Genomic DNA, 23,779 nt, shown 5'->3' on the forward strand with positions numbered 1-23,779 from the left:
TCCTCTTCATTTTTTCTTGCTTATTTGGTATAATTAGTTAATTATTGTGTCTTTTTATAGCATTTTATTAGAAATTAAAAAATAGATTTTTTAAATATTATCTATAAAATTGTATGTAAAAATGTTATAATAAGAATATATTTATATGGAAATATTAGCTGAAAGTTGAAAGATAGTGTGTAATTTAATATTAGATATGAAAAAATTTGGAAAAGAATTACTTCTACAATAGAAAAACATGATATTAATATAAGTAGTTTTACTTATTAATATATAATAATTTTTTAGGAGGTTCAGTAATGAAAAGTATTAAGGAAGATTTTTCTTTGATGGCAATTCTACTAATACCGGTGGCAGTTGCTATAAATTTTACAGGATTTGGTATTGTGAAAGTATTACAGCTCCCAATATTTTTAGATTCTATTGGAACTGTTTTTATCAGTTTAATTGCGGGTCCATGGATTGGGATAACAACAGCAGTTATAACTAGTTTGATTACGGGAAGTTTTTCGCCTGAATATTTTGTATTTATGCCACTTTCCATAATTATGGCTCTTTGTATGGGTATTCTTGCAAGATTTAAATTTAAGAATATAATTATTAAGACTATTTTGTGTGCATTTTCTCTTGTAGTAATTGCGATATTAGTATCTGCACCTATAATAGTATATGTTTATGGTGGAAATACTGGAAATGCTACAGCTGGAATAACAGCCTTTTTCCTTGCAACAGGAAGTAATATATGGAATGCGGTCTTCAGTACAAATCTTATTACTGAAACAACAGATAAAATTATAACAGTTATAGTTGCTATGGCTATAATAAAAGCTATGTCAGCTAGATATTTAATTAAATTTAAGTATGGGAAAAACTATATAAAATCTGACAAAAATATTTAAATTAGGAATATTTAATATGGAACTTTTAATAGAGAAAGTTAATATTGTTAATTTTAATTCTGAAAAATCTAATATTACAATGCTGAGTGATTATTTCATATCAGTATTGTAATATTATATAAGTATCTTGCAAAAAACAGGAGAATAATCATATGACAAAAAATGATATGAAAAAACTTTATCCAATAACAAAATTATTTATAAGTTTAGCTTTGATTTTGTCTTTATTTATAGTTTCAAATTATATTTATAATTATTGTATGGCTATTATTTGTGGAGTAATTGCAGTTTGTTTTGGAGTTAGTTTGAAAACTTATGTAAAAAGGCTATTTTTTAGTCTGTTTTGGCTTTTACTGGCTATTTTTATTGTTCAAAGTATATTTTTACCTTCTGGAGAAGTTTTATTTAAAATAGGAATTATTTCAGTTTATAAGGAAGGACTTTTTAAAGCGGTAATTTTAACTTCAAGAATAACAGCATTTGTATCAATATTGACTTTATTGATTTTGATAACTCCTGCTAAAGAATTTACCATTGCATTGGAAAAAAAGGGACTTAATCCAAAAGCGGCATTTATCCTGCTATTATCATTACAAATGATACCTGAAATGACAAAACAGGCTAATGTAATAATGAATTCACAAAAAGCCAGAGGAGTTGAAACAGAAGGGAATATTCTGGTAAGAGCGAAGGCATTAATTCCAGTTTTTATACCGTTGGTACTGTCTTCAATAGTCAATACTGAAGAAAAAGCTATCACGCTGGAAGCTAGAGGATTTTCAATTGGAGAGAAAAGAACAATATTGGATGACATAAAAGAAACTGAAAATGATAAAAAGATAAAGATTCTTCTTGTGATTTTCTTAATTCTATGTATTATCTGGAGGGTTTATGTGTTATTTTAAATTGGAAGATGTAAGTTATAAATATCCGTTGGAAGATAGAGAAATATTGAAAAATATAAATCTGGATATAAAAAAGGGTGAATTTTGGGCTGTTATTGGAAAAAATGGTAGTGGAAAAACAACTCTCTGTAATGTATTAAGAAGATTTATTCCTGATTTTTATAAGGGGGAACTCAAAGGGAAAATAACTTTGGAAGGCAAGGAATTAAAGGATTATTCTGCAAAGGAAATTGTACAGAAGGTAGGATTTGTTTTTCAGAATCCTTTTACCCAAATAAGTGGAGTTAAGGAAACTGTTTTTGAAGAAATTGCTTTTGGGCTTGAAAATCTCGCTTTAGATGCAGAATATATAAGAAAAAGAGTTGAGGAAACACTTAAATTACTTCATATAGAGGAATTAAAGGATAAAAATCCTTATGAACTTTCTGGTGGTCAAGGACAGAAGGTTGCACTTGCTTCAATAATTGCCATGGATCCGGAAATTATGGTAATTGATGAACCAACTTCACAACTGGATCCAAAAGGAACAGAGGAAATATTTGAAATAATTGATATACTGAAAAAAGAAGGAAAAACTATTATACTTGTGGAACATAAACTGGAACTGATAGCTGAATATGCTGAAAAAGTTATGGTACTTGATGAAGGGGAAATGATTTTATCAGGAAATACAGAAGATGTATTAAAAAACAAAATATTGTTGGAAAAGGAAATTGGAATTCCACAATATGCAGCTCTTGCTTATAGATTAATGGATGAAGGTAAAGTTCAGTTTGAGGAAATTCCAATAACTAAAGAAAAGGCAGTGGAAGTTTTTGCACACAAAAATTTTTTGGCAGAAGATTCTAAAATAGAAGAAAATACCTGTCAGGAGGAGGAAAAATGAGTTTTGTAAATATAAATGATGTGAGTTTTGCTTATCCTGATGGAACTGTTGCCATTGATAATATTTCCCTTAGTATAGAAAAAGGGGAAAAAGTAGCAATAGTAGGTCAGAATGGTGCAGGAAAAACAACGGCTGTAAAAATGTTAAATGGACTTTTGAAGCCTACTTCAGGAGATATTGTCATTGACGGATGGAATACAAAAGACTATAATGTTGCTAAAATGAGTAGAAAGGTAGGATACGTGTTTCAAAATCCTATGGATCAGATTTTTCATAATAATGTATATGATGAAATAGAATTTGGACCGAAAAAAATAGGATATTCTGAAAATGAAAGAAAAAATTTAGTTGAAACTGCTCTGGAACTGACAGAATTAAGTGCATCTGCAAAGGAAAATCCCTATAATCTTCCCTATTCAGTAAGAAAATTTGTTACTATTGCTTCAATTATAGCTATGGATACAGATGTCATCATTATGGATGAACCAACTGCAGGCCAGGATATGAAAGGAATGAAAATTTTAAATAATTTAATAAAGAAACTTTCAGAAAAAGGAAAAACAATAATTACAATTACACATGATATGGAGTTTGTTGTTAATAATTTTGACAGAGTTGTAGTTATGGCGAATAAAAAAATAATAGAAGATGGAGACAAAAGGAAAATTTTCTGGAATGAAGAAGTACTTAAAAAAAGTAAGATAAAACAGCCATATATAAGTGAACTGGCTAAAGAACTGTCAATGGGAGGAAATGTTCTTTCAATAGAGGAGTTTATAAAAGAATTTAAAAAGTAGAAAGAAATTAATTTAATTGATAGATTATCCACCTCGTGTGTGGGAAAATAAAAAGGGAGAATGCGTATCCCGGAAAATATAAAAACGTAAATTAATATATGAGGAAATACGATGGAAAGAAAATATTTTGAAGGATTTGAAGGATTGAAAGTACCTTATCTGTTTTTTGAATCTGAACGTGGAGAAAAATTTAAAAATAATATTATAATATTTCATGGAGTAACTGAGCCGATAGACAGATATGAAGAATTTGGGAAATTTCTATCTGCAAATGGATACAATGTTTTTGTACCTGAAATTAGAGGCCATGGGGAACTGAAAACTTCAGAAGTATGTGAATTTGGTAAAAAGGGAATAAAAGCAGTTTTTGAGGATATAAATCTTTTTTTCAAAAATGAACTTATACCTAAAGGAATAAAAGCGGAAAATACTACTATATTTGGACATAGTATGGGGTCATTGATAGCAATGAAATGGGTTATTGAAAATAATTACAAGTATTTTATTTTATCAGGATTTCCTCTTCAGAAAAAGTTATCAGTTTTCTTGGGAAAAATGTTAACAGGAATGGAAAAACTTTTATTTTTTAAGAAAAAGTCCTTTATGAATAAGGAATTTAAGAAATATAATGATTATTTTAAACCTAATCAGACAAAATTTGACTGGCTTACAAGGGATGAAAATGAAGTAAATAAATATGTAGAAAGTGAGTTTTGTGGATATCCCATATCACCAGGAGTGTTTAATGGGATTTTGGGAATGATGGGGTTTATTAACAGAAGTTATAAAAAAGTACGAAAAGACGCAAACATGCTAGTAATTTACGGGACAGAAGATAAATCTGTAAATATAGAGTATGTTACTAAAATACTTGAAATTTTGAAGAAAAAGAAAAGACGTATAAATGTGCTGGAAAATAAAAATGGGAGACATGAGTCATTAAATGAAATCAATAAGTACGAAATTTATGATGAAATACTGAAATGGTTAAATGAAAGAGAGAAATAGAAACTAAAATAGAAACTAACGCTGGAAAAGATGTAATAGGAGGAAATTATATGAAATATAAAAATTTAGTAAATGGGGAATGGAAGGAATCAGAAAAAGAAATAAAAATATATTCACCAATCAATGATGAAGAGCTTGGAAGTGTTCCGTCAATGACAAGGGAAGAAGTTGACTATGCAATGGAAACAGCTAAAATTGCCCTTGGTGGTTGGAGAAGTCTGGCTGTAGTTGAAAGAGCAAAATATTTGTATAAAGCTGCAGAAATTTTAGAAAGAGACAAGGAAATAATAGGAACTGTACTTGCAAAAGAAGTTTCAAAAGGAATAAAGGCTGCAATTAGTGAGGTTGTAAGAACAGCAGATCTTATAAGATATTCAGCTGAAGAAGGACTTAGATCTGTGGGAGAAATTGTAGAAGGTGGAAGTTTTGAAGCAGCAAGTAAAAGAAAAGTGGCAATGGTAAGAAAAGAACCTATGGGACTTGTACTTGCAATAGCACCTTTCAACTATCCTGTAAACCTTTCTGCATCAAAAATAGCTCCGGCATTGATAGGAGGGAATGTAGTTTTATTTAAGCCACCTACACAGGGAGCTATTAGTGGGCTGTTACTTGTAAAGGCTTTTCATGAGGCAGGTATACCTGCAGGAGTTATAAATACAGTAACAGGAAAAGGTTCTGAAATAGGAGATTATCTGATTGCCCATCCATTAGTTGATTTTATAAACTTTACAGGAAGTACTCCAGTTGGAAAGAGAATAGGAGAGCTTGCGGGAATGCGTCCTATATTGCTTGAATTGGGAGGAAAAGACGGAGCAATAGTTTCAGATGATGCTGATCTTGAAAAGGCGGCAAAGGATATAGTAAGTGGAGCATTCAGCTATTCAGGACAGAGATGTACTGCAATAAAGAGAGTTCTTGTAATGGAAAGTGTTGCAGATAAGCTGGCTGGACTGATAAAAGCTGAAGTTGAAAAGCTTACTGTAGGAGATCCGTTTGAAAATGCTGACATTACCCCGTTAATAGATAACAGGGCAGCAGACTTTATAGAAGGACTTATAGAAGATGCACAGGAAAAAGGTGCAAAAGCATTAACTCAAATAAAGAGGGAAAAAAATCTTCTATGGCCTGTGCTGTTTGATCATGTGACACTTGATATGAGAATAGCATGGGAAGAACCTTTTGGTCCAGTTTTACCATTAATAAGAATAAAATCTCTGGATGAAGCTATTGAAATATGTAACGGTTCCGAATATGGACTACAGACATCGGTATTTACTAAAAATATAGTTCAGGCTTTTGATATAGCAGGAAAACTGGAAGTTGGAACAGTTCAAATAAATAATAAAACTCAAAGAGGTCCTGATAATTTTCCATTTTTAGGAATAAAAGGTTCAGGAGTAGGAGTACAAGGTATAAAATACAGTATTGAGAGTATGACTAAGATTAAATCTATAGTTATTGATTTATAATAGTGTTTCTGTTTAAAATGACAGAAATATCCGTTATAAGAGTAATTTAGTATTTACAATAGGTTGTCTCAATGAGATAATCTCATTTGAGGCAACTTTTTTTAAAGGAGAAGAATATTGAAATTAGTTTATCTGGATAATGCGGCATCCACAAAGATATCTTCAGGTGTTTTGGAAAAAATGATGGAATCATATAGTGAAAATTATGGTAACCCATCTTCAACCCATAAACTTGGTCAAAAAGCAAGGGCGGCAATAGAAACTGCTAGAAGTATGATTGCAGGATATATTGGAGTGGAGAGCAAGGAAATTATATTTACATCAGGAGGGGCTGAAGGAAATAACCTTGCAATAAGGGGAGCATTAAATGCTTATAGTTCCAAGGGAAAGCACATTATAACTTCAAAGATAGAACACTCAACTGTTTTAAAGACGTGTCAGCAGCTTGAAAATGAAGGATATGAAGTGACATATATAGATGTTGATGAAAATGGTGTTATAAACCTTGAACAGCTGAAAAATTCAATAAGAAAAGACACTGTAATTGTGTCAATAATGTATGCAAATAATGAAACAGGAGTGAAACAGCCAATAGAAGAAATAGGACAAATACTGGAAAACACAGATATAATATTTCATACAGATGCAGTTCAGGCAATGTGTAAGGAAAAGATATTTCCAAAGGATTTGAAAATAGGTGCGATGACTGTGACAGCACATAAATTTTATGGGCCGAAGGGAGCGGGATTTGTCTATCTTGATAAAAAGTTTCAGGTTGAAAAGGAAATATGGGGAGGATCTCAGGAAAGAAACCGACGGGCTGGAACAGAAAATCTTCAGGGAATTTTAGGACTGGGAACTGCAATGGAAGAAGCATATGAAAATATGGATAAAATAGAGGCAATGGAAGAAGAGATACACGAATATCTGGAAAGACGTCTTAAAAATGAAATAGAAGATATAAAAATTAATGGAGAAAAATCGCCAAGATTAAAAACAATTACAAATTTATGTCTGAAAGGCTGTGATATACAGACTCTTTTAATTGCACTTGATTTAAGGGGAATATGTGTGAGCGGCGGTTCGGCATGCATGTCTGGAGCACATGAAGATTCTCATGTTTTAAAGGAAATGGGATTAAACAGTGAGGAATTGAAAAGTTCTTTTAGAATAAGTATTGGAAAGGATACGACAATTGAAGAAATTGACTATTTTGTAGAAAATCTAAAGGAAATTGCAAAAATAGAAAGAGGTATATAGTCTGGAACGTAAAAAAATATATAGTTGAGGCGTATCTGACAACACAAAATTAATTTAGCAAAATTATATACAGGAAATTTTAATTAATTGGAAATAGGGGAAGATAGATGCATAATGAAAAAAGGAAATATAAATTTCTATGTGTAAGTGATATTGAAATCTTAAGAAATATGGAGGAAAAATTTCTTAAGGAAAAGTTTGGAGATATTGATTTTATCATGTCTGCAGGAGATGTTTCAAACTATTATCTTGATTATCTGGTTTCTACACTGAATAAGGATCTTATATGTGTAAATGGAAACCATGTTTACAATAGGGATTATCCAATAGAGTTTGCAAAGGTTATAGATGGAAAATGTATAAAATACAAAGGCTTGAGAATACTTGGGCTTGATGGATGTAAGGTTTATTCATTTAAGGAACATCAGTATACAGAAAAACAGATGAAATTAAAAATATTAAAGAACATATTTTTTCTTATAAAGGGAGTGGACATAGTTTTAACTCATGCACCTGTTGAAGGGATTCATGATGTAAACGACGGAGTCCATAATGGATTTAAGGTATTTCATGAAGTTATAAAATATTTTAAGCCTAAACTTTGGATACATGGCCATATCCATTTATCGAATTTCATGAATTATCAGGATACGGAAGTAGGAGAAACTATTGTATCCAACACTTTCGGATATAGAATATTTACGATTGAAAAATAAATAATTGGAGGAAAAATGGATAGCAGGAATTTAATATATTTTTCAGAGGCACAGTCTGCTTATAAAAAATTTTTGAAATCATCCAGAGGAATTCTGGGATTGAATTTTAAAAAACAGGAAAATCTGAAATCCTTTGCTGAAGTACAGAAGGAAGAAAATGCCTATAACAGCGTAAATTTGGGGATAAAGGAAATTCCATTAGGGAAAATAGTTGGAAGTGTTGAAAAATATTCGTATTTTGATAAAAATTTTGTTCCTAAAAATAATATTGTAAAACAAAGATGGATAAGTATTTACACAGCATACATGGCGGAAACAATGCTCCCACCCGTTATTCTTTATAAAATAAAAGATGACTATTATGTATATGATGGAAATCACAGGGTTTCTGTAGCTAAATTTTTGAATTTTGCTTCAATTGAAGCTGAAGTTGAAGAATTTTTACCTACTAAAGATACAAAGGATAAGGTAATTTACCGTGAACATATGTTTTTTGAAAAGGAAACAGGAATTGAAGGGATAATATTGTCAGAACCAATAAAATATAAGTATTTACGTGAAGAAATAGAAAGTTATACTAATCTTTTAAGTAAAAGAAGAAATAAGGAATTTACTTTAAAAGAGGGTGCGGCAAAGTGGTATAAGGAAGTATTTTTACCAATAAAAGTTTTACTGGAAGAAAATAATACAGCAGAAAGTCAGAAAAATAATATAAATGATGTATTTATGTTTTTGTTGGATCATAAATATTATCTGAGTAAAAATGAAGGAAAAAATAAAGGGTATCTTTACAGTACAATAGATTTTATAAATCTTGTGAAAACGAATGGGAATAGAAATTTGCACGACATATGCAAAATTGAAACGCAGGAAGCCATTGATAAGTATATAAAACTGGCGGTACTGGATGAAGAACTGATAGATCCGGAATTTCAGCAGAAAAAAGAAAAAAAGGAACTTTTAAAGAAGGAAATATCAGAATATATTTCTGAAGCTCTGGAAAAACTTCCTGTAAGATATTCAGAATATTTATCTGGGACAGATAATCAGGAAGATATTTTTACAGAATATATTTTAGAATATATGAAAATTTTAAATAAGGGAAAAAAACTGGAAATATTAAATACAGGAAGTGGACAGCAGGAACTGGAAGATAAAACGGAAAGTACTGATTTCCATGCAGAAAAGAAAATATCAGTATTAAACTATATTCTTGAAATATTTTTACCAATTACAGAAATTTTAATGTGGATAAATGAAGAAAATGTATTTTCACCAAGAGAGTACGGAAATCTTCAGAATGAATTTTTCCATTTGCTAAGATTAAAAAAGATTCTTTTATCAGAAGGAAAAAGTGCAAAATATGAAAATATAATGGCAGAAAATATAAAAATTGCTGTTGATACTAAAAATATGGATATGCTTTATGGAGTGAAAAAACTTCTTGTGAAGGAAAAGGAAAAAGAATTTTTAAAGAATTTGGAAGATGCTGAAAAATTTAAAAAATTACTTGAAAAATATGGAGAAATAAAAAGATATGAAACATATACTGATTTTTTTATAATGCTTGATAACTATGGAGAAAAGAAGTTTATAACTAGTATTGAAAAGGATTTGGAAGAATTTTACAGTTTTGATGAAATTATAAATGAATATAAGACACAGGAAGTAATGCACATGGAAAGAAATACAATTCTGAAAAATAGTTACGAAAAAAATTCGCAGGAAAGATACGAATATGGATTTATTGATTTTTTCATAATGAAAAATTTAGGAGAAATTTAAATGGAAGGATGGCCGGAATGAAAATAAAAGCTATATTTATGGATATGGATGGAACTCTTTTGAAAAGTGACCATACAATGTCAGATAAATTAAAGGAAAAATTAATAGAACTTGATAAAAATGGAGTGAAAATATTTATTTCAACGGGTAGAATGTACGCCGCAGCACTTCCATACCTGAAACAGCTGGGGATAACAACTCCAGTTATAACATATAATGGTGGAAAAATAGTGGATCCTTCCACATCGGAAACACTTTATGAAAATCCTGTTACAGCTGAAACAGTAAAAAGGGTAATTGAAGTGTCAAGGGAAACAGGAATACACTTAAATCTTTACTCAGATGATAAGCTTTATGTGGAAAATGAAACTCCGGAAGGAAAGGCATATGCTGAGAAAACAGGACTGAAATATGTTCTTGTTAATTTTGATGAATTTATTGGAAAAACTTCAACAAAGGCACTATTTCTTGGAGAAAATGAAAAGCTGGTAAAATTGAAGGAAGAACTTGAAAGGGAGTTACCTCAGTCAATTTTTGTTTTTTCACAGCCTACATATCTGGAAGTGCTGAACAAAGGTGTGAGTAAAGGAAAAGCTGTAAAAGAACTGATGAATAAATACGGATTTTCAGAAGATGAAGTTATGACCTTTGGAGACCAGTGGAATGATTTTGACATGCTTAAACTGGTAAAATATGGATATCTTATGGGAAATGCTTCAGAAGATCTTAAAAAGGAATTTACGGAAGACAGGATAACTTTATCAAATGATGATGAAGGAATCTATCATATAATAAAAGATATTTTATAAAAAACAGGTGGTGCAATGGAAAAGAAAATAGCACACTTAAAGCTGCATACGGAATATTCCCTTCTTGAAGGAGTAGGGAAAATAGAAGAATACATAGAAAAAGCCGGAAAGCTGGGCATAGACACTCTTGCAATAACGGATACTGCAATGTTTGGAGTAATAGAATTTTATAAAAAGTGTAAGAAATCCGGAATAAAACCTATTATCGGGCTGGAAGTATTTCTAGATGGAATAATATCGGAAGGTGAGTATTCACTGACTCTTCTGGCAAAAAATAAAAATGGATACAGGAATTTATGTAAGTTATCTTCAATTTCATACAGCCGTTTTAACAGAAGAAGAAATAAAATAAAATATGAAGAACTGCTGGAATACAGTTCAGATTTATTTATTTTATCGGGAGGAATACACGGTGAAATTGTTGATGGGTTAAGCCGGTATAAATATCCTGAAGCAAAAAAAGTTGCAATGAAACTGCATAAGGATTTCATGGAAAATTTTTATATTGAAGTGCCTGCTGCTATGAGGCTTGAAACAGTGAGAAAATCACTATTTGAAATGATAAGGGAAACAGGAATAAATTATATAATAAATAACGACGTCTATTATCCTGAAAACGGAGAAGCAATACTTCAGAAAATACTTTCTTCCATAAAGGAAGGAAACAGGATAGAAGCAGACCGTTATGAAATATTATATGATGATTTGTATTTGAAATCCTATGATCAGATGAAACAGAATTTTTTAAATTTTGAAGATGAGTTATTTGATAAAGGAATTGAAAATATTAATTATGTTGTAGAAAATTGTAATGTTGATTTTGAGTTTGATAACTTCAAGTTTCCAAAATATGAACTTCCTGAAGGAACAAGTGAAGAACAGTATATAAGAAAGCTGGTATATGAAGGGGCAGCTTTAAAGTATATGGGAAAACGTATTGAGGAAGATGCTGATAATGTAATAGAGGAAAACGAAAAAAAAATAAAGAAAGAACTGGAAGATAATGGCTTTAAGCAGGTAATCGAAAGACTGGAATATGAACTTCAGATAATAAATAATATGGGATATAACGGTTATTTTATAATTGTCTGGGATTTTATAAGATTTGCAAAAAATGCTGGAGTATTTGTAGGTCCTGGAAGGGGTTCTGCCGCTGGAAGTCTTGTTTCTTATGTTCTTGATATAACAGAAATAGATCCCTTGAAGTATAATCTGATTTTTGAAAGATTTTTAAATCCTGAAAGAATTTCAATGCCGGATATAGATATAGATTTCGATCAGGAACAGAGGGAAATTGTCATTGAATATGTTCTTAAAAAGTATGGTTCACAGCATGTGGCACATATAATAACCTTTGGTACACTGAAGGCGAGGGCTGCAATAAGAGATGTTGGAAGGGTTCTTAATATAAACCTGAAAAAAGTCGATGTGGTGGCAAAAAATATACCATTTAACATGGATTTAGAAGATTCCCTTAACAATATTGAAGTTTTGAGAAATCTTTACAATGAAGACAATGAAGTAAAAACGATGATAGACTATTCCAGGAAAATTGAAGGAAGGGTGCGTCATGCTTCGGTACACGCCGCCGGAATGGTAATTTCAAAAGAAATACTGGATGATGAAATACCAACTTATTCTGACGGGAAGACAGCTGTCCCTTCTACCCAGTATCAAATGAAGGAACTGGAAGACCTCGGTATTTTAAAGATTGATTTTCTAGGACTGAAAAACCTTACAATTTTGAGGAAAACAGTAGAAAATATTGAAAAAACTACAAATAAAAGAATAAGCCTCGGTTCCATAGAACTTGATAATGAAAAGGCTTATAAGCTTCTTTCAAAGGCAGACACCCTGGGAATATTTCAATGTGAATCGCATGGAATAAGACAGCTTATGAAGAGGTTAAAAATAGAAAAATTTGATGATATAACGGCATTACTTTCCCTTTATCGTCCAGGGCCTCTTCAAAGCGGTATGGTGGATGATTTTATAGCTTCTAAAAACAAGGATAAGGAAATAAAATATCCTCATGATTCCTTGAAGGAGATTCTGGAAGAAACATATGGAGTTATACTCTATCAGGAACAGGTAATGAAAATAGTGAGTAAAATGGCAGACTATTCCCTGGGGGAAGCTGACGAACTTAGAAGGGCAATCGGGAAAAAAATTCCTCAAATAATAGAACAGAACAGGGAAAAGTTTGTAAGAAAATCTGTAGAAAAAGGAATTGCTGAAAAAAAGGCAAATGAAATTTATGATTTAATTGACAAATTTGGTGGATATGGATTTAACAAGTCGCATTCAGCGGCATATGCACTTGTGGTTTACTGGACTGCTTATTTTAAGGCAAATTATCCTGTAGAATTTATGGCAGCAGTCATGTCTACTGAAATGTATAATATTGACAGGCTTTCCCTCTTTATAAATGAAGCGAGGGAAAAGGATATTGAAATTCTGGTGCCGGATGTAAGCCTTTCTGACGCGGAATTTAAAGTGGAAGGAAATGGCATAAGATTTGGTCTGACGGCAATTAAAGGAATAGGAAGAAATTTTGTCATGGATATTATGGAGGAAAGAAGGGAACCTTTTGTATCCTATGAAGATTTTGTGTATAGAATGAAGCAGTATGGGCTAAATAGAAAACAGCTTGAATCTCTTGTACTTTCAGGGAGTCTGGATAAATTTCCGGGCAACAGGCAGGAAAAATTTCTGTCAATTGACAAAACTTTAGAATGGGCTATAAAAAAATATGAAGCCGAGGAGGATCTTCAATTAATTCTTTTTGGAGGGAAAAGCGAAAGGATAAGGGAATTCAGTTTGACGAAAACAGAAGAATTTCCACAGAATTTAATGCTGAAATATGAAAAGGAATATTTAGGCATATATGTTTCTGCACATCCTCTGTCTTCAAAAAAGGCACTTCTGGAAATGATAGAACATATGAAGATTTCTGACCTTGAAAGATCGAGAAATAGAAGAAAAATAGGAAAATTCACAAAAATACGGTTAATCGGAATTATGAAAAATTTAAATAAACTTGTAGCAAAAAATTCCGGAGAACCTATGGTGAAATTTGAACTGGAAGATTTTACAGGAACAGTGGAAATTATATGTTTTCCTAGGGATTTCGTAAAATTTGGATATAAAATATTTGAAGATGGGATAGCTATGGTTGAAGGACATCTGAATCAGGAAGGAAACAGATATTCAGTAGTGCTGAGCCATATAAATGCCCTTGATGAATTAGATGAAAATAAATTTCTGAATTTATATGTCTTAATTGATGATGAAAGTAGGGAAAACATAGTTGAGCTGAAAAAACTTATTCTGGAAAATAGGGGAGAAAATAAAGTTCTACTTGCAATGGCCACAGATGAAAAAAAAGAAATTATAAAGCTGAGCAGTAAATACAATGTGAATTTATCCAGAAAATTTATGAGGAAATTAGCGGGTCTGGTAGGTATAAAAAAAATAAAGATTCGTTAGATTGAAAAAAAGTCTTCTATGTGGTAAAATTAATAGAATAAAAGATTGATGAAACTCGAAGGAGGACAGATGGAACTTAGAGATATTAAAGAATTAATGAAAGTGTTGAAAAAGGAAGAAATGCATGAAATAAAAGTAAGATATGGAAAAGTAAAACTTACTATAAAAAATTCTGAAGAACCTCATGTAGAAAATATAAGGACAGAAATTAAAGCTGAAAAAAAAGAAGAGCAAAAAATTGATACTGTAAAAGAAGAAGTTGTAAAATCACAGAATGTTGGTGAAATAAAACTTGCAAATCTTGAAAAGGGTATGCCAGTACATAAAGGAATGAAATTAGGTAAAATAACTACCATAGGTGTTGAAACAGATGTAAAGTCACCTGTAGATGGTGTTTTAAAGGAAATTTTAGTGTCAGATCAGGCGGCGGTTGACTTTGCAAAGCCTTTATTTATAATTGAAGTACTGTAAAAAATTTAAATCAAAATGTAAAAATATAAATTATTTTAAAAGATGAAGAAAAGTTTGGGAGGATTCATGTTTAAAAAAATATTGATAGCAAATAGAGGGGAAATAGCAGTAAGAATTATAAGAGCGGCAAGAGAACTTGGAATAGCGACAGTTGCTGTCTATTCAGAAGCTGATAAGGATTCCTTACATGTAACATTGGCAGATGAAGCAATCTGTATAGGTTCTGCAAGCAGTGCAGACTCATATTTGAAAATACCTAATATAATTTCAGCGGCACTTATTACAAAAAGTGAAGCAATACATCCAGGATATGGATTTTTATCAGAAAATGCATCTTTTGCAAAAATATGTGCACAAAATAATATAGTATTTATAGGGCCTAGTCCTGAACTTATAAATATGATGGGAGACAAGGCAACAGCAAGGGAAACTGCAATCAAGCATAAAGTACCTATAACAAAAGGATCAGATGGTATAGTTCCTAATGTTGAAGAAGCTAAGAAGGTTGCAAAATGGATAACTTATCCTGTTATGATAAAAGCTACTGCTGGTGGTGGTGGAAAAGGAATGAGAATTGCCCACGATGAAAAAGAACTTGTAGAAAACTATATTGCGGCACAGAATGAAGCAAAAGCGGCTTTTGGAAATCCTGATGTATATATTGAAAAATATGTTGAAGAACCAAGACACGTTGAAATACAGGTTATAGGAGATAAGTTTGGAAATGCAGTTCACCTTGGAGAAAGGGACTGTTCCATTCAGAGAAGACATCAGAAACTGATAGAAGAAGCTCCGTCTGCAGGAATAGATGCAAAAACAAGAGAAAAAATGGGAAAATTTGCAGCAAAACTTACAAAGGGAATAGGATACGACAGTGTTGGAACCTTGGAATTCCTTGTTGATAAAAATATGAATTTCTATTTTATGGAAATGAATACAAGAATACAGGTTGAGCATACAATAAGTGAAGAAATCACAGGAGTTGACCTAGTTAAAGAACAAATTAGAGTTGCAGCAGGGGAAAAATTAAGTTTTACTCAAAAGGATATAAGTATAACTGGTCATGCAATTGAATGCAGAATAAATGCTGAAGATTCAGAAAATGGATTCCTTCCTTCAAGCGGAACTCTTGAAAAATATATACCGTCAGGAGGAATAGGAGTAAGAGTGGATTCGCATTCTTACCAGAATTATGATATTCCACCATACTACGATTCAATGATAGCCAAGCTTATAGTAAAGGGAAAAACAAGGGAAGAAGCTATTCAGAGAATGAAAAGGGCTTTAAAGGAATTTCTGATTGAAGGGGTAGATACAACAATTCCTTTCCATTTAAGAGTTCTTGACAATGAAGACTTTAAAAAGGGAACAATATACACAAACTTTATAGAAACACATTTTAAGGATACTTTAAATAAATAAAAATAAGAAAGCAAATTAGGAGGTAACAGCATGAATGAATTAGGAAATGTAAGTATATCACAGGAAGTTGTAGCAACAATTGCAGAATCTGTAATAACTGAAATTGACGGGGTACACAGTTTAGTTGGAAGTTCTTCAAAAAATGAAATAACTAAATTTTTTCAAAGTGTATCTTCAGGTGGAGGAAAAGGAATAGAAGTAGAAGTTGGAGAAACAGAATGTACACTTGATTTGTACATCATTGCAAAATTAGGATATCAGCTTCCAGCTCTGGCAGGTGAAATTCAGACAAAAGTAGTTAAAGCAATAACTGAAATGACAGGATTAAAGGTTCAGGAGGTAAATGTATTTATCCAGAAGGTTGTAAAAGATGTTCCTGAACAGGAAGCACAACCTAAAAAATTACCTGAAAACAATAATGTTGCTGAAGAAAAATAAAAGGAGTGATTTATGATAGCTTTATTAGGTCTTCTCGCTAGATTATCTGTTATACTTGGATTTGTCGGAGTGGCTTTTGCCAGTATATCAGATTTGCTAATGAGAACAAATTATTTAACAATGGTGGATAGCATGGTTGACCTTGGAAGTACAAAAGTAAAAATAGTTCTTGGACTTATGGCAATTATCTATCTTGTAATATTTCTTCTATCCTACATAAATAAACTTACTAAATATTCTAATAATAGAAAAGTTAAAAATAAAAGTGGGGAAATAGAAGTTACTATAAAAACAATAAATGAAGTTGCAAAAGATTTTCTTGCTTCACAGGAAATTATAAAAAATTCCAAGATAAAATCTTATCCTAGTGGAAAAGCAGTAGTTATTGAAGCAGTTGTTGATACATACAATGTGGATAATTTAAAGGATAAGTTGACAAAAATACAGGAAAAGCTTTCTGAGCATGTATTTAATTCTACAGGAATTACTGTTAAGAAAAGCAAGGTAAATCTGAAAAAAGTATTAGGTGAAACAATTGTTGAGAAAAAAATAATTGAAGAGCCTGTAAATGTTAAGGAAAATATTTCTGAAACAGTTTTAGAGGAAAAAAATTCCGTTCAAGAAGAAGGAGAAAATTAATGACACGTAGAGAAATTCGGGAAGAAATTTTTAAACTCCTTTTTGAAAAGGAACTGACTGATAATAATGTAGAAAAGAGAATAGAAGAAACAATTAAGGAAAATAAGATAAAAAAAGAAGAACATATTGAATTTTTAACATCTTATGTTAATGATATAATTGCAAATGAAGATATTCTTGTGGAAAAAATAAAGGAAATACTTGACGGATGGACATATGAAAGACTAGGAACACTTGAAAAAGTTCTTCTGAAAATATCCTTTTATGAAATTATAATAAAAAAAGTAGGATATGAAATAGCTATAAATGAAGCAGTTGAGCTGGCTAAAAAATATTCTTACGATGACACAAAAGAATTTTTAAATGGAATATTGGCAAAACTTGTAAAACAAAATAATGCCTAGTATTAAAGAGAAATCTGAAAGGAGAAAATTTAAAATGAAGAAACTTCATATATCTTGGCAAAGTTTATTAATCGGAATAGTGTGGTTTGCGGCAACAACATTTTATTTTATTGCTTATCAGAGCGGAACATTATCAGGAAGTATAACAGTTCCTAGAATTATTTCATGGGTTTATGATCTGTTTGGATTTACGGTAGGATCAATAGTACAGTGGATACTTAGCCTTATCTTTATAATTGGTAGTATAAGACCGGTGAAAATAGATAAAAATTCTGATTCCGATGATGAGGAAGAATAGGAAAATAGTCTATAATAACTAAATATTTAATAAAAAAGCATGACTTTAAAGACTTTAATAGTTTTTAGTCATGTTTTTTCTTTTAGTATAAAAAAATCTGTTTCCAGAAATATTTTTACTCTGGAAACAGAAATTCTGATATATGATAAATTTTAGAGATTATTTTATTATTAAACTATTTAGAGTTTGTTTCACCTATTTTTTTACACATGAAGTTTCGATACCTGAAGGTCCTGTAAATAGGGCATCATGTCCACTTGTAAAAAATTCTATGTTGCCTCCTTTTGATGTATATCTAGCACCACTTGCAGAAGTTGCAGATCTTAAGTTGTATACTTTACCTGAACCATCAACAACTCTAGCAGTTTTAGTTGTAGGATATGAAACTTTTATAGTATCAGCACCACAAGTGTAACTTTCAGTTACAACTTTTTTCATAACAGGTTTTTTTACGACTCTTTTTCTTGTGTTTTTAGCTGTTGCAGAAAATCCTAACCCTCCTATCACTGTCATTACAGATAAAATTAACATAGATTTTTTTAATGCTTTCATTTTTTCTCATCTCTCTTCCTTAGTTTTTTTTCTTCGATAAGAATATATCACTTCAAACTTAAAAACTACTTTGTACTGGCTTTTAATTGAATAAAAAAAAACAGTTGAAAAAGATAGTTAAAAATGTTACAGTATAATGATTAATGTAAAATTAAAATAAAAATGAATGGGGGAAAATATGGCTATAAGTGTATATAGTTGTGGTTATTTGGGGATAGAATCATATATTGTGGAAATAGAAACAGATATTTCAAATGGGCTGCCAGTTTTTAATATTGTAGGAATGGGAGACCTTGCAATACTTGAAAGTAAAGAGAGAATAAGAAGCTGTTTTAAGAATATAGGACTTGACTTTCCAGTGAAAAGAGTTCTTGTTAATCTTTCACCTGCTGACATAAAGAAAAAAGGAAGCAGCTTTGACTTGGGAATTTTTTTAGGAATATTGTCAAATATAGGGAAAATAAGAAATATAGAAAACTTTAAAAATTATCTGATATTAGGGGAAATATCACTAAATGGAGAGGTTAAGTCTGTAAAAGGTGCTATAAATGCAACAATCCTTGCAAAAGAAAAAGGAATAAGAGGAGTAATAATTCCATATGAAAATTATGATGAAGCGTGCCTTATTTCAGGAGTGGAAATAGTTCCTGTGTCGAGAATAGAAGAAGCGGTAAGTTTTTTAAATGGAAAAATCAGTTTAGATGAATTACACAAAAGTATGAAGGAAAAAATGAATTTAAAAAAGAATGAGAAAAGTAAAAAGAATAGAGAAGAAAAAAATGTGGTTGATTTTTCTGATGTGAAGGGGCAGTTTTTAGCTAAAAGGGCAATGGAAATAGCTGCGGCAGGAGGTCATAACATATTTCTGATGGGGGATCCAGGTTCGGGGAAATCAATGCTGGCAAAAAGATTTGTAACGATACTGCCTGAAATGAGTGAAAAGGAAATAATAGAAACTACTAAAATATACAGTATTTCAGGAATGCTGTCACCTGATAAACCTGTAATTACCGAAAGACCTTTCAGAGCACCACATCATTCTGCAACCCAGACTGCACTTGTTGGAGGAGCAATAAGAGCTGGAGAAATAACATTGGCATTAAATGGTGTATTTTTTATGGATGAGCTTGGAGAATTTGGAACGAGAACCCTTGAGACGTTGCGACAGCCTCTGGAAGACGGGAGTGTAACTATTTCAAGAGCAAATCTCATAGTAAATTATCCGGTAAATAATATAATGATTGCAGCATCAAATCCCACCCCTGGAGGTTTTTTCCAGGATGATCCACAGTGTAAGGACAGTTTAAGGGATATAAAAAATTATCAGAAAAAGTTTTCAGGGCCTCTGCTGGACAGGATAGATTTATATGTGGAAATGAGAAGATTGAAAAAAGAAGAGATTTTCAGTGAATGTGAATCAGAATCATCAGAAACAGTTAAGGAGAGGGTTATAAAGGCAAGAGAAATTCAGAAAAAAAGATTTAATGAAGATTTTCTGAATGGGAAAATGAGCAGGAAACAAATTTCAGAATACTGTAAAATAGACAGTGAAACAAAGAAGGTGCTTGAGAGGGCAATTGATGAACTGAAATTATCAGTAAGAGCTTATGATAAGATTTTAAAAGTATCGAGGACAATAGCAGACCTTGAAGGTTCTAAAAATATAAAGACAGAACATTTACTGGAAGCATTAAATTATAGAAAGAAATATTAAATTGAAGGTTTTTTATAAAATGTGGTATAATACTAAAGATAGAATAGTGAAAGGAGAGCAGTTGCAAATTCAGTAACTGTGTAGGGATGAGTTTATTATCAGATATGGCAGTACCTGTGGCAAAGCTGGTAAATGCAAAAAGGGGAAATAAAAAAGCTATGGAAAATCCTGAAAGAAATACAGATGTTTTTAATAGAAAAAATTTCAGTAAGGGATTTATTACAGAAGAGGAATTTATAGATGGATTTCAGGTAATAACTGTGAAAACTGAAAAATCTTTAAACAGACATGTGATTTTTCTCCATGGTGGAGGTTATGTAATGAGAGCTGTAAAAAGCCACAAGAATATAGTTGAAAGAATGGTGAAAAAATATAATCTGAAGGTAACTTTTATAGATTATCCCCTGGCACCTGAGCATACTGCTGATAAAACTCATGAGGTATTAATGAAGGCATATAAGTCTGTCACTCAAAAAAATATAAATGATAAATTTTATTTTTTTGGAGATTCTGCAGGTGGAGGTCTGGCATTGGCATTTCTTCAGGAAGCAAGAGATAAAAATGTAATGCCGTTTCCTGAAAAAACAGTATTAATGTCTCCATGGCCTGATATTTCAATGACAAATAAAGAAATAAAAAAATTTGAGAAAAAAGATCCGCTATTACCGGTACAAAGTCTTATAAAAATTGGAAAGCAGTATGCCGGAAATCTGGATTTGAAATCTCCACTTGTTTCACCTATTTATGGAAATATGGATAATCTTGGAGAGATATTGCTCCTTTTTGGAACAAATGAAGTTCTCTATCCTGACTGTATGAAATTAAGTGATATGCTTAATACGGCAAAAGGAACAGTGGTGGAACTATATATAGGTAAAAATTTATGCCATGACTGGATTTTGGCTCCTCTGAAGGAAACAGGAAAGGCGTTGGATGCCATAGGAGAATTTTATCTTAGATAAAGAATTTCAATATTTTAAAAGTCTGAATATTGAAGATAAGCAGGAGGAAATACTTTGAAAAAGGGAAATACGTTGGAAAAAAGAATAAATAAAGAATTACATGATAAGATAGTAAAAATACATAAAAATATAAAAAAAGATGTTGAAAAGGCAATAAAAGGATACAAAAAAGCGTGGAAGGGAAGTGAAAGGGAAGTTTTTGCAGAAGTGGCATTCTGTATACTGACACCCCAGTCAAAGGCGAAAAATGCATGGCAGGCAATTACTGCACTTGTAGAAAATGGACTGCTTTTCAGCGGGGAAGCGGAAGAAATTGCAGAACATCTGAATATTGTAAGGTTCAAGAATAATAAATCAAGATATCTTGTGGAATTGAGGGAACTTATGACTGAAGATGGAGAACTTCAGCCAAGAAAAATTCTTTCAAGACAGGGAAATACATTTGAAAAGAGGGAATGGATTCTTAAAAATATAAAAGGTATGGGAATGAAGGAAGCAAATCACGTACTAAGAAATTTAGGATTTGGAGAAGAAATAGCAATACTTGACAGACATATTTTAAGAAATCTGGCTGAATTAAATGTAATAGATGAAGTTCCAAAGTCGATGACAGTAAAAAAATATTATGAAATAGAAGAAAAAATGAAGGAATACTCGGAGTTTTCAGGGATAGGAATGGATGCACTGGATTTAGTGCTGTGGTACAAGGAAGCAGGTGAAGTATTTAAATAAATTTGCTTATAAGGACAGTATTTCTATGAATTTACTGTTTTACAGAATTTGTTGAGAAATTTATAGGAGGAAGATTGGAAATGGGTGAACTGATAAATTATAACGGTGAAGATTTTCTGAATGAAATGCTGGCGGAAGATAGGATAACGCTGGTAGATTTTTCAGCTATATGGTGCGGTCCATGCCAGATGCTGAAACCGGTTCTGGAAGAAGTGGCAAAAACAACAGATTATAAAGTAATCAAAGTGGATGTGGATCAGTCAGGAGATCTTGCTGTGGAATATGAAATAAGAAGTGTTCCTACGATAATTGTGTTTAAAAATGGTAAACAGGAAGACAGATTGACAGGGTTTATGACGAAGGATGAAATTATTCAGAAGGTAAATAAATATTTATAATAAAGAAGTTCCAAAAAATATTAGAAAAAACACTCGTAATATATAATAAAAATAATTAATAATTTTTTAAATAAGGTTCCATATAATCTAGAAATTATAAGGGAACCTTATTTTTATTTTTTATATTATGAATTTTTTTTTCAAAAAAAATAAAAAAAAACGATTTTTTTTTCAAAAATGTATTTACAAAATGAAAAAATAGGGTATAATATATTAAACATAAAACGGAGAACAATTATAAAAATTTTTTTGGAGGTATTGCAATGAGTAAAAAAATTATGAAAAAAATTTTAATCGGAACATTACTAGCTTTCGGTTTGACAGCATGTGGTGGAGGAGGAGAGAAGAAAGAAGCGGCAAAATTGGATCCTAATCAAAAGGTTACAATAAAATACTGGTCTTTCCCAAATTTTACCTCCGATAGTGAATTCAAAACACCAGAAGAATATGATAAGGCATTAATTAAAGCGTTTGAGGAAAAAAACCCAAACATCAAGGTTGAATATCAAAAAATTGAGTTTACTGATGGGCCTGCTAAAATAGAAACAGCTATTCAGGCAAAATCAAACCCTGACGTAGTAATAGATGCGCCAGGAAGAATTATTGCATGGGCGAAAAATGGAGTTCTTGCACCATTCAATGATATAGATACTTCAAAATATTCAAAAGAAATATTATCAGCAAGCAGTTTTGATAATAAAGTTTATTTGTATCCATTAGGAACTGCTCCATTTGTAATGGCAGTTAACAAAAAACTTACTGACAAAATGGGAATAACTGATTTATTACCTTTAAACAAGCCAGGAAGAAACTGGACAGTAGAAGAATTTGAAAAATTCTTAAAAGCTGCAAAAGCTAAAGATCCTTCTATCGACCCTGTATTATTCTATACAAAGAGCCAGGCAGGAGACCAAGGGCCAAGAGCATTTGTTTCAAACCTTTATAATTCATGGATAACTGACGAAGGAATAACAAAATATACAATTAATGATGAAAATGGTGTAAAAAGCTTAACTTGGATTAAAAAAGCATATGATGAAGGATTATTAGGAAAAGGTGTTTCAGCTGAAGCAAAAGATGCACTTGAAGCGTTCAGAACTGGAAAATCTGTAATGACAATACTTTATTCACCAGGATTAAAAGGGCAAGATAAGGAAGCTATTGAAAAAGGTGACGTAGAACCAATATACTTACCATTCCCTAACGAATCAGGACAAGCTAAATTTGAATTCCTTCTTGCAGGAGCAGCAGTGTTTGATAATGGAGACCCGGCAAAAGTTGCAGCGGCGCAAAAATTTGTAGATTTCATAGTTAATGACCCAGTATGGGGAGAAAGATCATTAAAAGCAACAAACAACTTCTCACCTACAGGAAAAACAGGATTATATGGTGATGATGCTGAAATAAAATATCTTGAATCATTAGTAGGATTCTATGGACCATACTACAACACAATAGACGGATTTATCCAAATGAGACCATTATGGTTTAACATGGTTCAATCTATTCTTAACGGACAAGTTCAACCTAAAGAAGGATTAGATAAATTTGTTACTGATGCAAACAAAACAATACAGGATGCTAAATAATTAAATAGAAATTTATTTTCAGACTTCATTTTAAATAAAAGAATATTTTTGAAATAACAATAACATATTTGAAGAAATTGAAATGGAAAGATGAGGGCTGTTAAAAGCCCTCATTTCAATTGAAATATTTTAGAAAA

23 protein-coding genes are annotated in these 23,779 nt (G+C 31.4%); 22 read left to right on the forward strand and 1 reads right to left on the reverse strand.

The genetic code is table 11. From position 1 onward, the window contains the following. Positions 1–299 precede the first annotated feature (299 nt). The 17 genes from HMPREF1984_RS00010 to HMPREF1984_RS00090 all read left to right on the forward strand — a co-directional run bounded on the left by HMPREF1984_RS00010 (position 300) and on the right by HMPREF1984_RS00090 (position 17,695). Positions 300–899: a hypothetical protein gene (locus HMPREF1984_RS00010; RefSeq protein WP_021765796.1), complete on the forward strand. Its 600-nt coding sequence runs from the start codon at positions 300–302 to the stop codon at positions 897–899. Positions 900–1,051: 152 nt separating this feature from the next. Further along, the gene (locus HMPREF1984_RS00015; protein ID WP_021765797.1) at positions 1,052–1,804 is read left to right on the forward strand and encodes an energy-coupling factor transporter transmembrane protein EcfT; all 753 of its coding nucleotides are present in this window, start codon (positions 1,052–1,054) and stop codon (positions 1,802–1,804) included. Further along, positions 1,791–2,690, forward strand: a complete 900-nt coding sequence (locus HMPREF1984_RS00020; RefSeq protein ID WP_021765798.1) for an energy-coupling factor ABC transporter ATP-binding protein — start codon at positions 1,791–1,793, stop codon at positions 2,688–2,690. The genes HMPREF1984_RS00015 and HMPREF1984_RS00020 overlap by 14 nt, the downstream gene beginning before the upstream one ends. Beyond that, positions 2,687–3,487: an energy-coupling factor ABC transporter ATP-binding protein gene (locus HMPREF1984_RS00025; RefSeq protein WP_021765799.1), complete on the forward strand. Its 801-nt coding sequence runs from the start codon at positions 2,687–2,689 to the stop codon at positions 3,485–3,487. The genes HMPREF1984_RS00020 and HMPREF1984_RS00025 overlap by 4 nt, the downstream gene beginning before the upstream one ends. A gap of 111 nt (positions 3,488–3,598) precedes the next feature. Beyond that, positions 3,599–4,495: an alpha/beta fold hydrolase gene (locus HMPREF1984_RS00030; protein WP_021765800.1), complete on the forward strand. Its 897-nt coding sequence runs from the start codon at positions 3,599–3,601 to the stop codon at positions 4,493–4,495. Between the two features lie 50 nt (positions 4,496–4,545). After that, complete coding sequence (locus HMPREF1984_RS00035) at positions 4,546–5,964, forward strand: NADP-dependent glyceraldehyde-3-phosphate dehydrogenase (protein WP_021765801.1); 1,419 nt, start codon at positions 4,546–4,548, stop codon at positions 5,962–5,964. A gap of 117 nt (positions 5,965–6,081) precedes the next feature. Then, positions 6,082–7,224, forward strand: coding sequence for a cysteine desulfurase family protein (locus tag HMPREF1984_RS00040; RefSeq protein WP_021765802.1), 1,143 nt, complete (start codon positions 6,082–6,084; stop codon positions 7,222–7,224). 107 nt (positions 7,225–7,331) lie between these two features. Beyond that, positions 7,332–7,940: a metallophosphoesterase gene (locus HMPREF1984_RS00045; RefSeq protein WP_021765803.1), complete on the forward strand. Its 609-nt coding sequence runs from the start codon at positions 7,332–7,334 to the stop codon at positions 7,938–7,940. A gap of 15 nt (positions 7,941–7,955) precedes the next feature. Continuing rightward, positions 7,956–9,725: a DUF4032 domain-containing protein gene (locus HMPREF1984_RS10830; protein ID WP_021765804.1), complete on the forward strand. Its 1,770-nt coding sequence runs from the start codon at positions 7,956–7,958 to the stop codon at positions 9,723–9,725. Positions 9,726–9,742: 17 nt separating this feature from the next. Then, entirely contained in the window at positions 9,743–10,534 is a 792-nt protein-coding gene (locus tag HMPREF1984_RS00055) for a Cof-type HAD-IIB family hydrolase (RefSeq protein WP_036099200.1), read from the forward strand. Between the two features lie 15 nt (positions 10,535–10,549). After that, on the forward strand, positions 10,550–14,023 hold the full coding sequence (dnaE, locus tag HMPREF1984_RS00060; protein WP_021765806.1) for a DNA polymerase III subunit alpha: 3,474 nt from the start codon (positions 10,550–10,552) through the stop codon (positions 14,021–14,023). A 69-nt stretch (positions 14,024–14,092) separates the two neighbouring features. Beyond that, the gene (locus HMPREF1984_RS00065) at positions 14,093–14,494 is read left to right on the forward strand and encodes a biotin/lipoyl-containing protein (protein WP_036099174.1); all 402 of its coding nucleotides are present in this window, start codon (positions 14,093–14,095) and stop codon (positions 14,492–14,494) included. A gap of 66 nt (positions 14,495–14,560) precedes the next feature. Beyond that, a complete protein-coding gene (gene accC / locus HMPREF1984_RS00070; protein WP_036099176.1) occupies positions 14,561–15,916 on the forward strand; it encodes an acetyl-CoA carboxylase biotin carboxylase subunit in 1,356 nt (451 codons plus the stop codon). A 30-nt stretch (positions 15,917–15,946) separates the two neighbouring features. After that, the gene (locus HMPREF1984_RS00075) at positions 15,947–16,354 is read left to right on the forward strand and encodes an Asp23/Gls24 family envelope stress response protein (protein ID WP_021765809.1); all 408 of its coding nucleotides are present in this window, start codon (positions 15,947–15,949) and stop codon (positions 16,352–16,354) included. 12 nt (positions 16,355–16,366) lie between these two features. Further along, entirely contained in the window at positions 16,367–16,993 is a 627-nt protein-coding gene (gene amaP / locus HMPREF1984_RS00080; RefSeq protein ID WP_021765810.1) for an alkaline shock response membrane anchor protein AmaP, read from the forward strand. Next, positions 16,993–17,397 (forward strand): transcription antitermination factor NusB, encoded by a 405-nt coding sequence (gene nusB / locus HMPREF1984_RS00085; protein WP_021765811.1) that lies wholly within the window; start codon positions 16,993–16,995, stop codon positions 17,395–17,397. Before amaP ends, nusB begins: the two co-directional genes overlap by 1 nt. 34 nt (positions 17,398–17,431) lie before the next feature. Then, positions 17,432–17,695 carry a hypothetical protein gene (locus tag HMPREF1984_RS00090; RefSeq protein WP_036099178.1) on the forward strand — a complete coding sequence of 88 codons (264 nt, stop codon included), beginning with the start codon at positions 17,432–17,434 and terminating at the stop codon, positions 17,693–17,695. Between the two features lie 195 nt (positions 17,696–17,890). On the opposite strand, the gene HMPREF1984_RS00095 is transcribed toward HMPREF1984_RS00090, so the two are convergent. Next, entirely contained in the window at positions 17,891–18,247 is a 357-nt protein-coding gene (locus tag HMPREF1984_RS00095) for an MliC family protein (protein ID WP_021765813.1), read from the reverse strand. A gap of 178 nt (positions 18,248–18,425) precedes the next feature. On the opposite strand from HMPREF1984_RS00095, the gene HMPREF1984_RS00100 reads away from it, so the two are divergent. From HMPREF1984_RS00100 to HMPREF1984_RS00120, 5 genes are all read left to right on the forward strand, one after another. Beyond that, entirely contained in the window at positions 18,426–19,961 is a 1,536-nt protein-coding gene (locus HMPREF1984_RS00100) for a YifB family Mg chelatase-like AAA ATPase (protein WP_036099179.1), read from the forward strand. 86 nt (positions 19,962–20,047) lie between these two features. After that, on the forward strand, positions 20,048–20,923 hold the full coding sequence (locus tag HMPREF1984_RS00105) for an alpha/beta hydrolase fold domain-containing protein (protein ID WP_021765815.1): 876 nt from the start codon (positions 20,048–20,050) through the stop codon (positions 20,921–20,923). 54 nt (positions 20,924–20,977) lie between these two features. Continuing rightward, complete coding sequence (locus HMPREF1984_RS00110) at positions 20,978–21,655, forward strand: N-glycosylase/DNA lyase (RefSeq protein WP_021765816.1); 678 nt, start codon at positions 20,978–20,980, stop codon at positions 21,653–21,655. A gap of 80 nt (positions 21,656–21,735) precedes the next feature. After that, positions 21,736–22,053: a thioredoxin gene (trxA, locus tag HMPREF1984_RS00115; RefSeq protein WP_021765817.1), complete on the forward strand. Its 318-nt coding sequence runs from the start codon at positions 21,736–21,738 to the stop codon at positions 22,051–22,053. A gap of 263 nt (positions 22,054–22,316) precedes the next feature. Beyond that, positions 22,317–23,642 carry an ABC transporter substrate-binding protein gene (locus HMPREF1984_RS00120; RefSeq protein ID WP_021765818.1) on the forward strand — a complete coding sequence of 442 codons (1,326 nt, stop codon included), beginning with the start codon at positions 22,317–22,319 and terminating at the stop codon, positions 23,640–23,642. The last annotated feature ends 137 nt before the right edge of the window (positions 23,643–23,779 follow it).

Origin of the sequence: Leptotrichia sp. oral taxon 215 str. W9775, from assembly GCF_000469505.1 — a bacterium.
Lineage (GTDB): Bacteria > Fusobacteriota > Fusobacteriia > Fusobacteriales > Leptotrichiaceae > Leptotrichia_A.

Coding starts and splice junctions, on each gene's coding strand:
- HMPREF1984_RS00025 (WP_021765799.1), top strand. CDS start 2,687: ATGAGTTTTGTAAATATAAATGATGTGAGTTTTGCTTATCCTGATGGA.
- trxA (WP_021765817.1), top strand. CDS start 21,736: ATGGGTGAACTGATAAATTATAACGGTGAAGATTTTCTGAATGAAATG.
- HMPREF1984_RS00090 (WP_036099178.1), top strand. CDS start 17,432: ATGAAGAAACTTCATATATCTTGGCAAAGTTTATTAATCGGAATAGTG.
- amaP (WP_021765810.1), top strand. CDS start 16,367: ATGATAGCTTTATTAGGTCTTCTCGCTAGATTATCTGTTATACTTGGA.
- HMPREF1984_RS00055 (WP_036099200.1), top strand. CDS start 9,743: ATGAAAATAAAAGCTATATTTATGGATATGGATGGAACTCTTTTGAAA.
- HMPREF1984_RS00065 (WP_036099174.1), top strand. CDS start 14,093: ATGGAACTTAGAGATATTAAAGAATTAATGAAAGTGTTGAAAAAGGAA.
- HMPREF1984_RS00095 (WP_021765813.1), bottom strand. CDS start 18,247: ATGAAAGCATTAAAAAAATCTATGTTAATTTTATCTGTAATGACAGTG.
- HMPREF1984_RS00105 (WP_021765815.1), top strand. CDS start 20,048: ATGAGTTTATTATCAGATATGGCAGTACCTGTGGCAAAGCTGGTAAAT.
- HMPREF1984_RS00030 (WP_021765800.1), top strand. CDS start 3,599: ATGGAAAGAAAATATTTTGAAGGATTTGAAGGATTGAAAGTACCTTAT.
- nusB (WP_021765811.1), top strand. CDS start 16,993: ATGACACGTAGAGAAATTCGGGAAGAAATTTTTAAACTCCTTTTTGAA.
- HMPREF1984_RS00010 (WP_021765796.1), top strand. CDS start 300: ATGAAAAGTATTAAGGAAGATTTTTCTTTGATGGCAATTCTACTAATA.
- HMPREF1984_RS00015 (WP_021765797.1), top strand. CDS start 1,052: ATGACAAAAAATGATATGAAAAAACTTTATCCAATAACAAAATTATTT.
- HMPREF1984_RS00120 (WP_021765818.1), top strand. CDS start 22,317: ATGAGTAAAAAAATTATGAAAAAAATTTTAATCGGAACATTACTAGCT.
- HMPREF1984_RS00100 (WP_036099179.1), top strand. CDS start 18,426: ATGGCTATAAGTGTATATAGTTGTGGTTATTTGGGGATAGAATCATAT.
- accC (WP_036099176.1), top strand. CDS start 14,561: ATGTTTAAAAAAATATTGATAGCAAATAGAGGGGAAATAGCAGTAAGA.
- HMPREF1984_RS00020 (WP_021765798.1), top strand. CDS start 1,791: ATGTGTTATTTTAAATTGGAAGATGTAAGTTATAAATATCCGTTGGAA.
- HMPREF1984_RS00075 (WP_021765809.1), top strand. CDS start 15,947: ATGAATGAATTAGGAAATGTAAGTATATCACAGGAAGTTGTAGCAACA.
- HMPREF1984_RS00045 (WP_021765803.1), top strand. CDS start 7,332: ATGCATAATGAAAAAAGGAAATATAAATTTCTATGTGTAAGTGATATT.
- HMPREF1984_RS00035 (WP_021765801.1), top strand. CDS start 4,546: ATGAAATATAAAAATTTAGTAAATGGGGAATGGAAGGAATCAGAAAAA.
- HMPREF1984_RS10830 (WP_021765804.1), top strand. CDS start 7,956: ATGGATAGCAGGAATTTAATATATTTTTCAGAGGCACAGTCTGCTTAT.
- dnaE (WP_021765806.1), top strand. CDS start 10,550: ATGGAAAAGAAAATAGCACACTTAAAGCTGCATACGGAATATTCCCTT.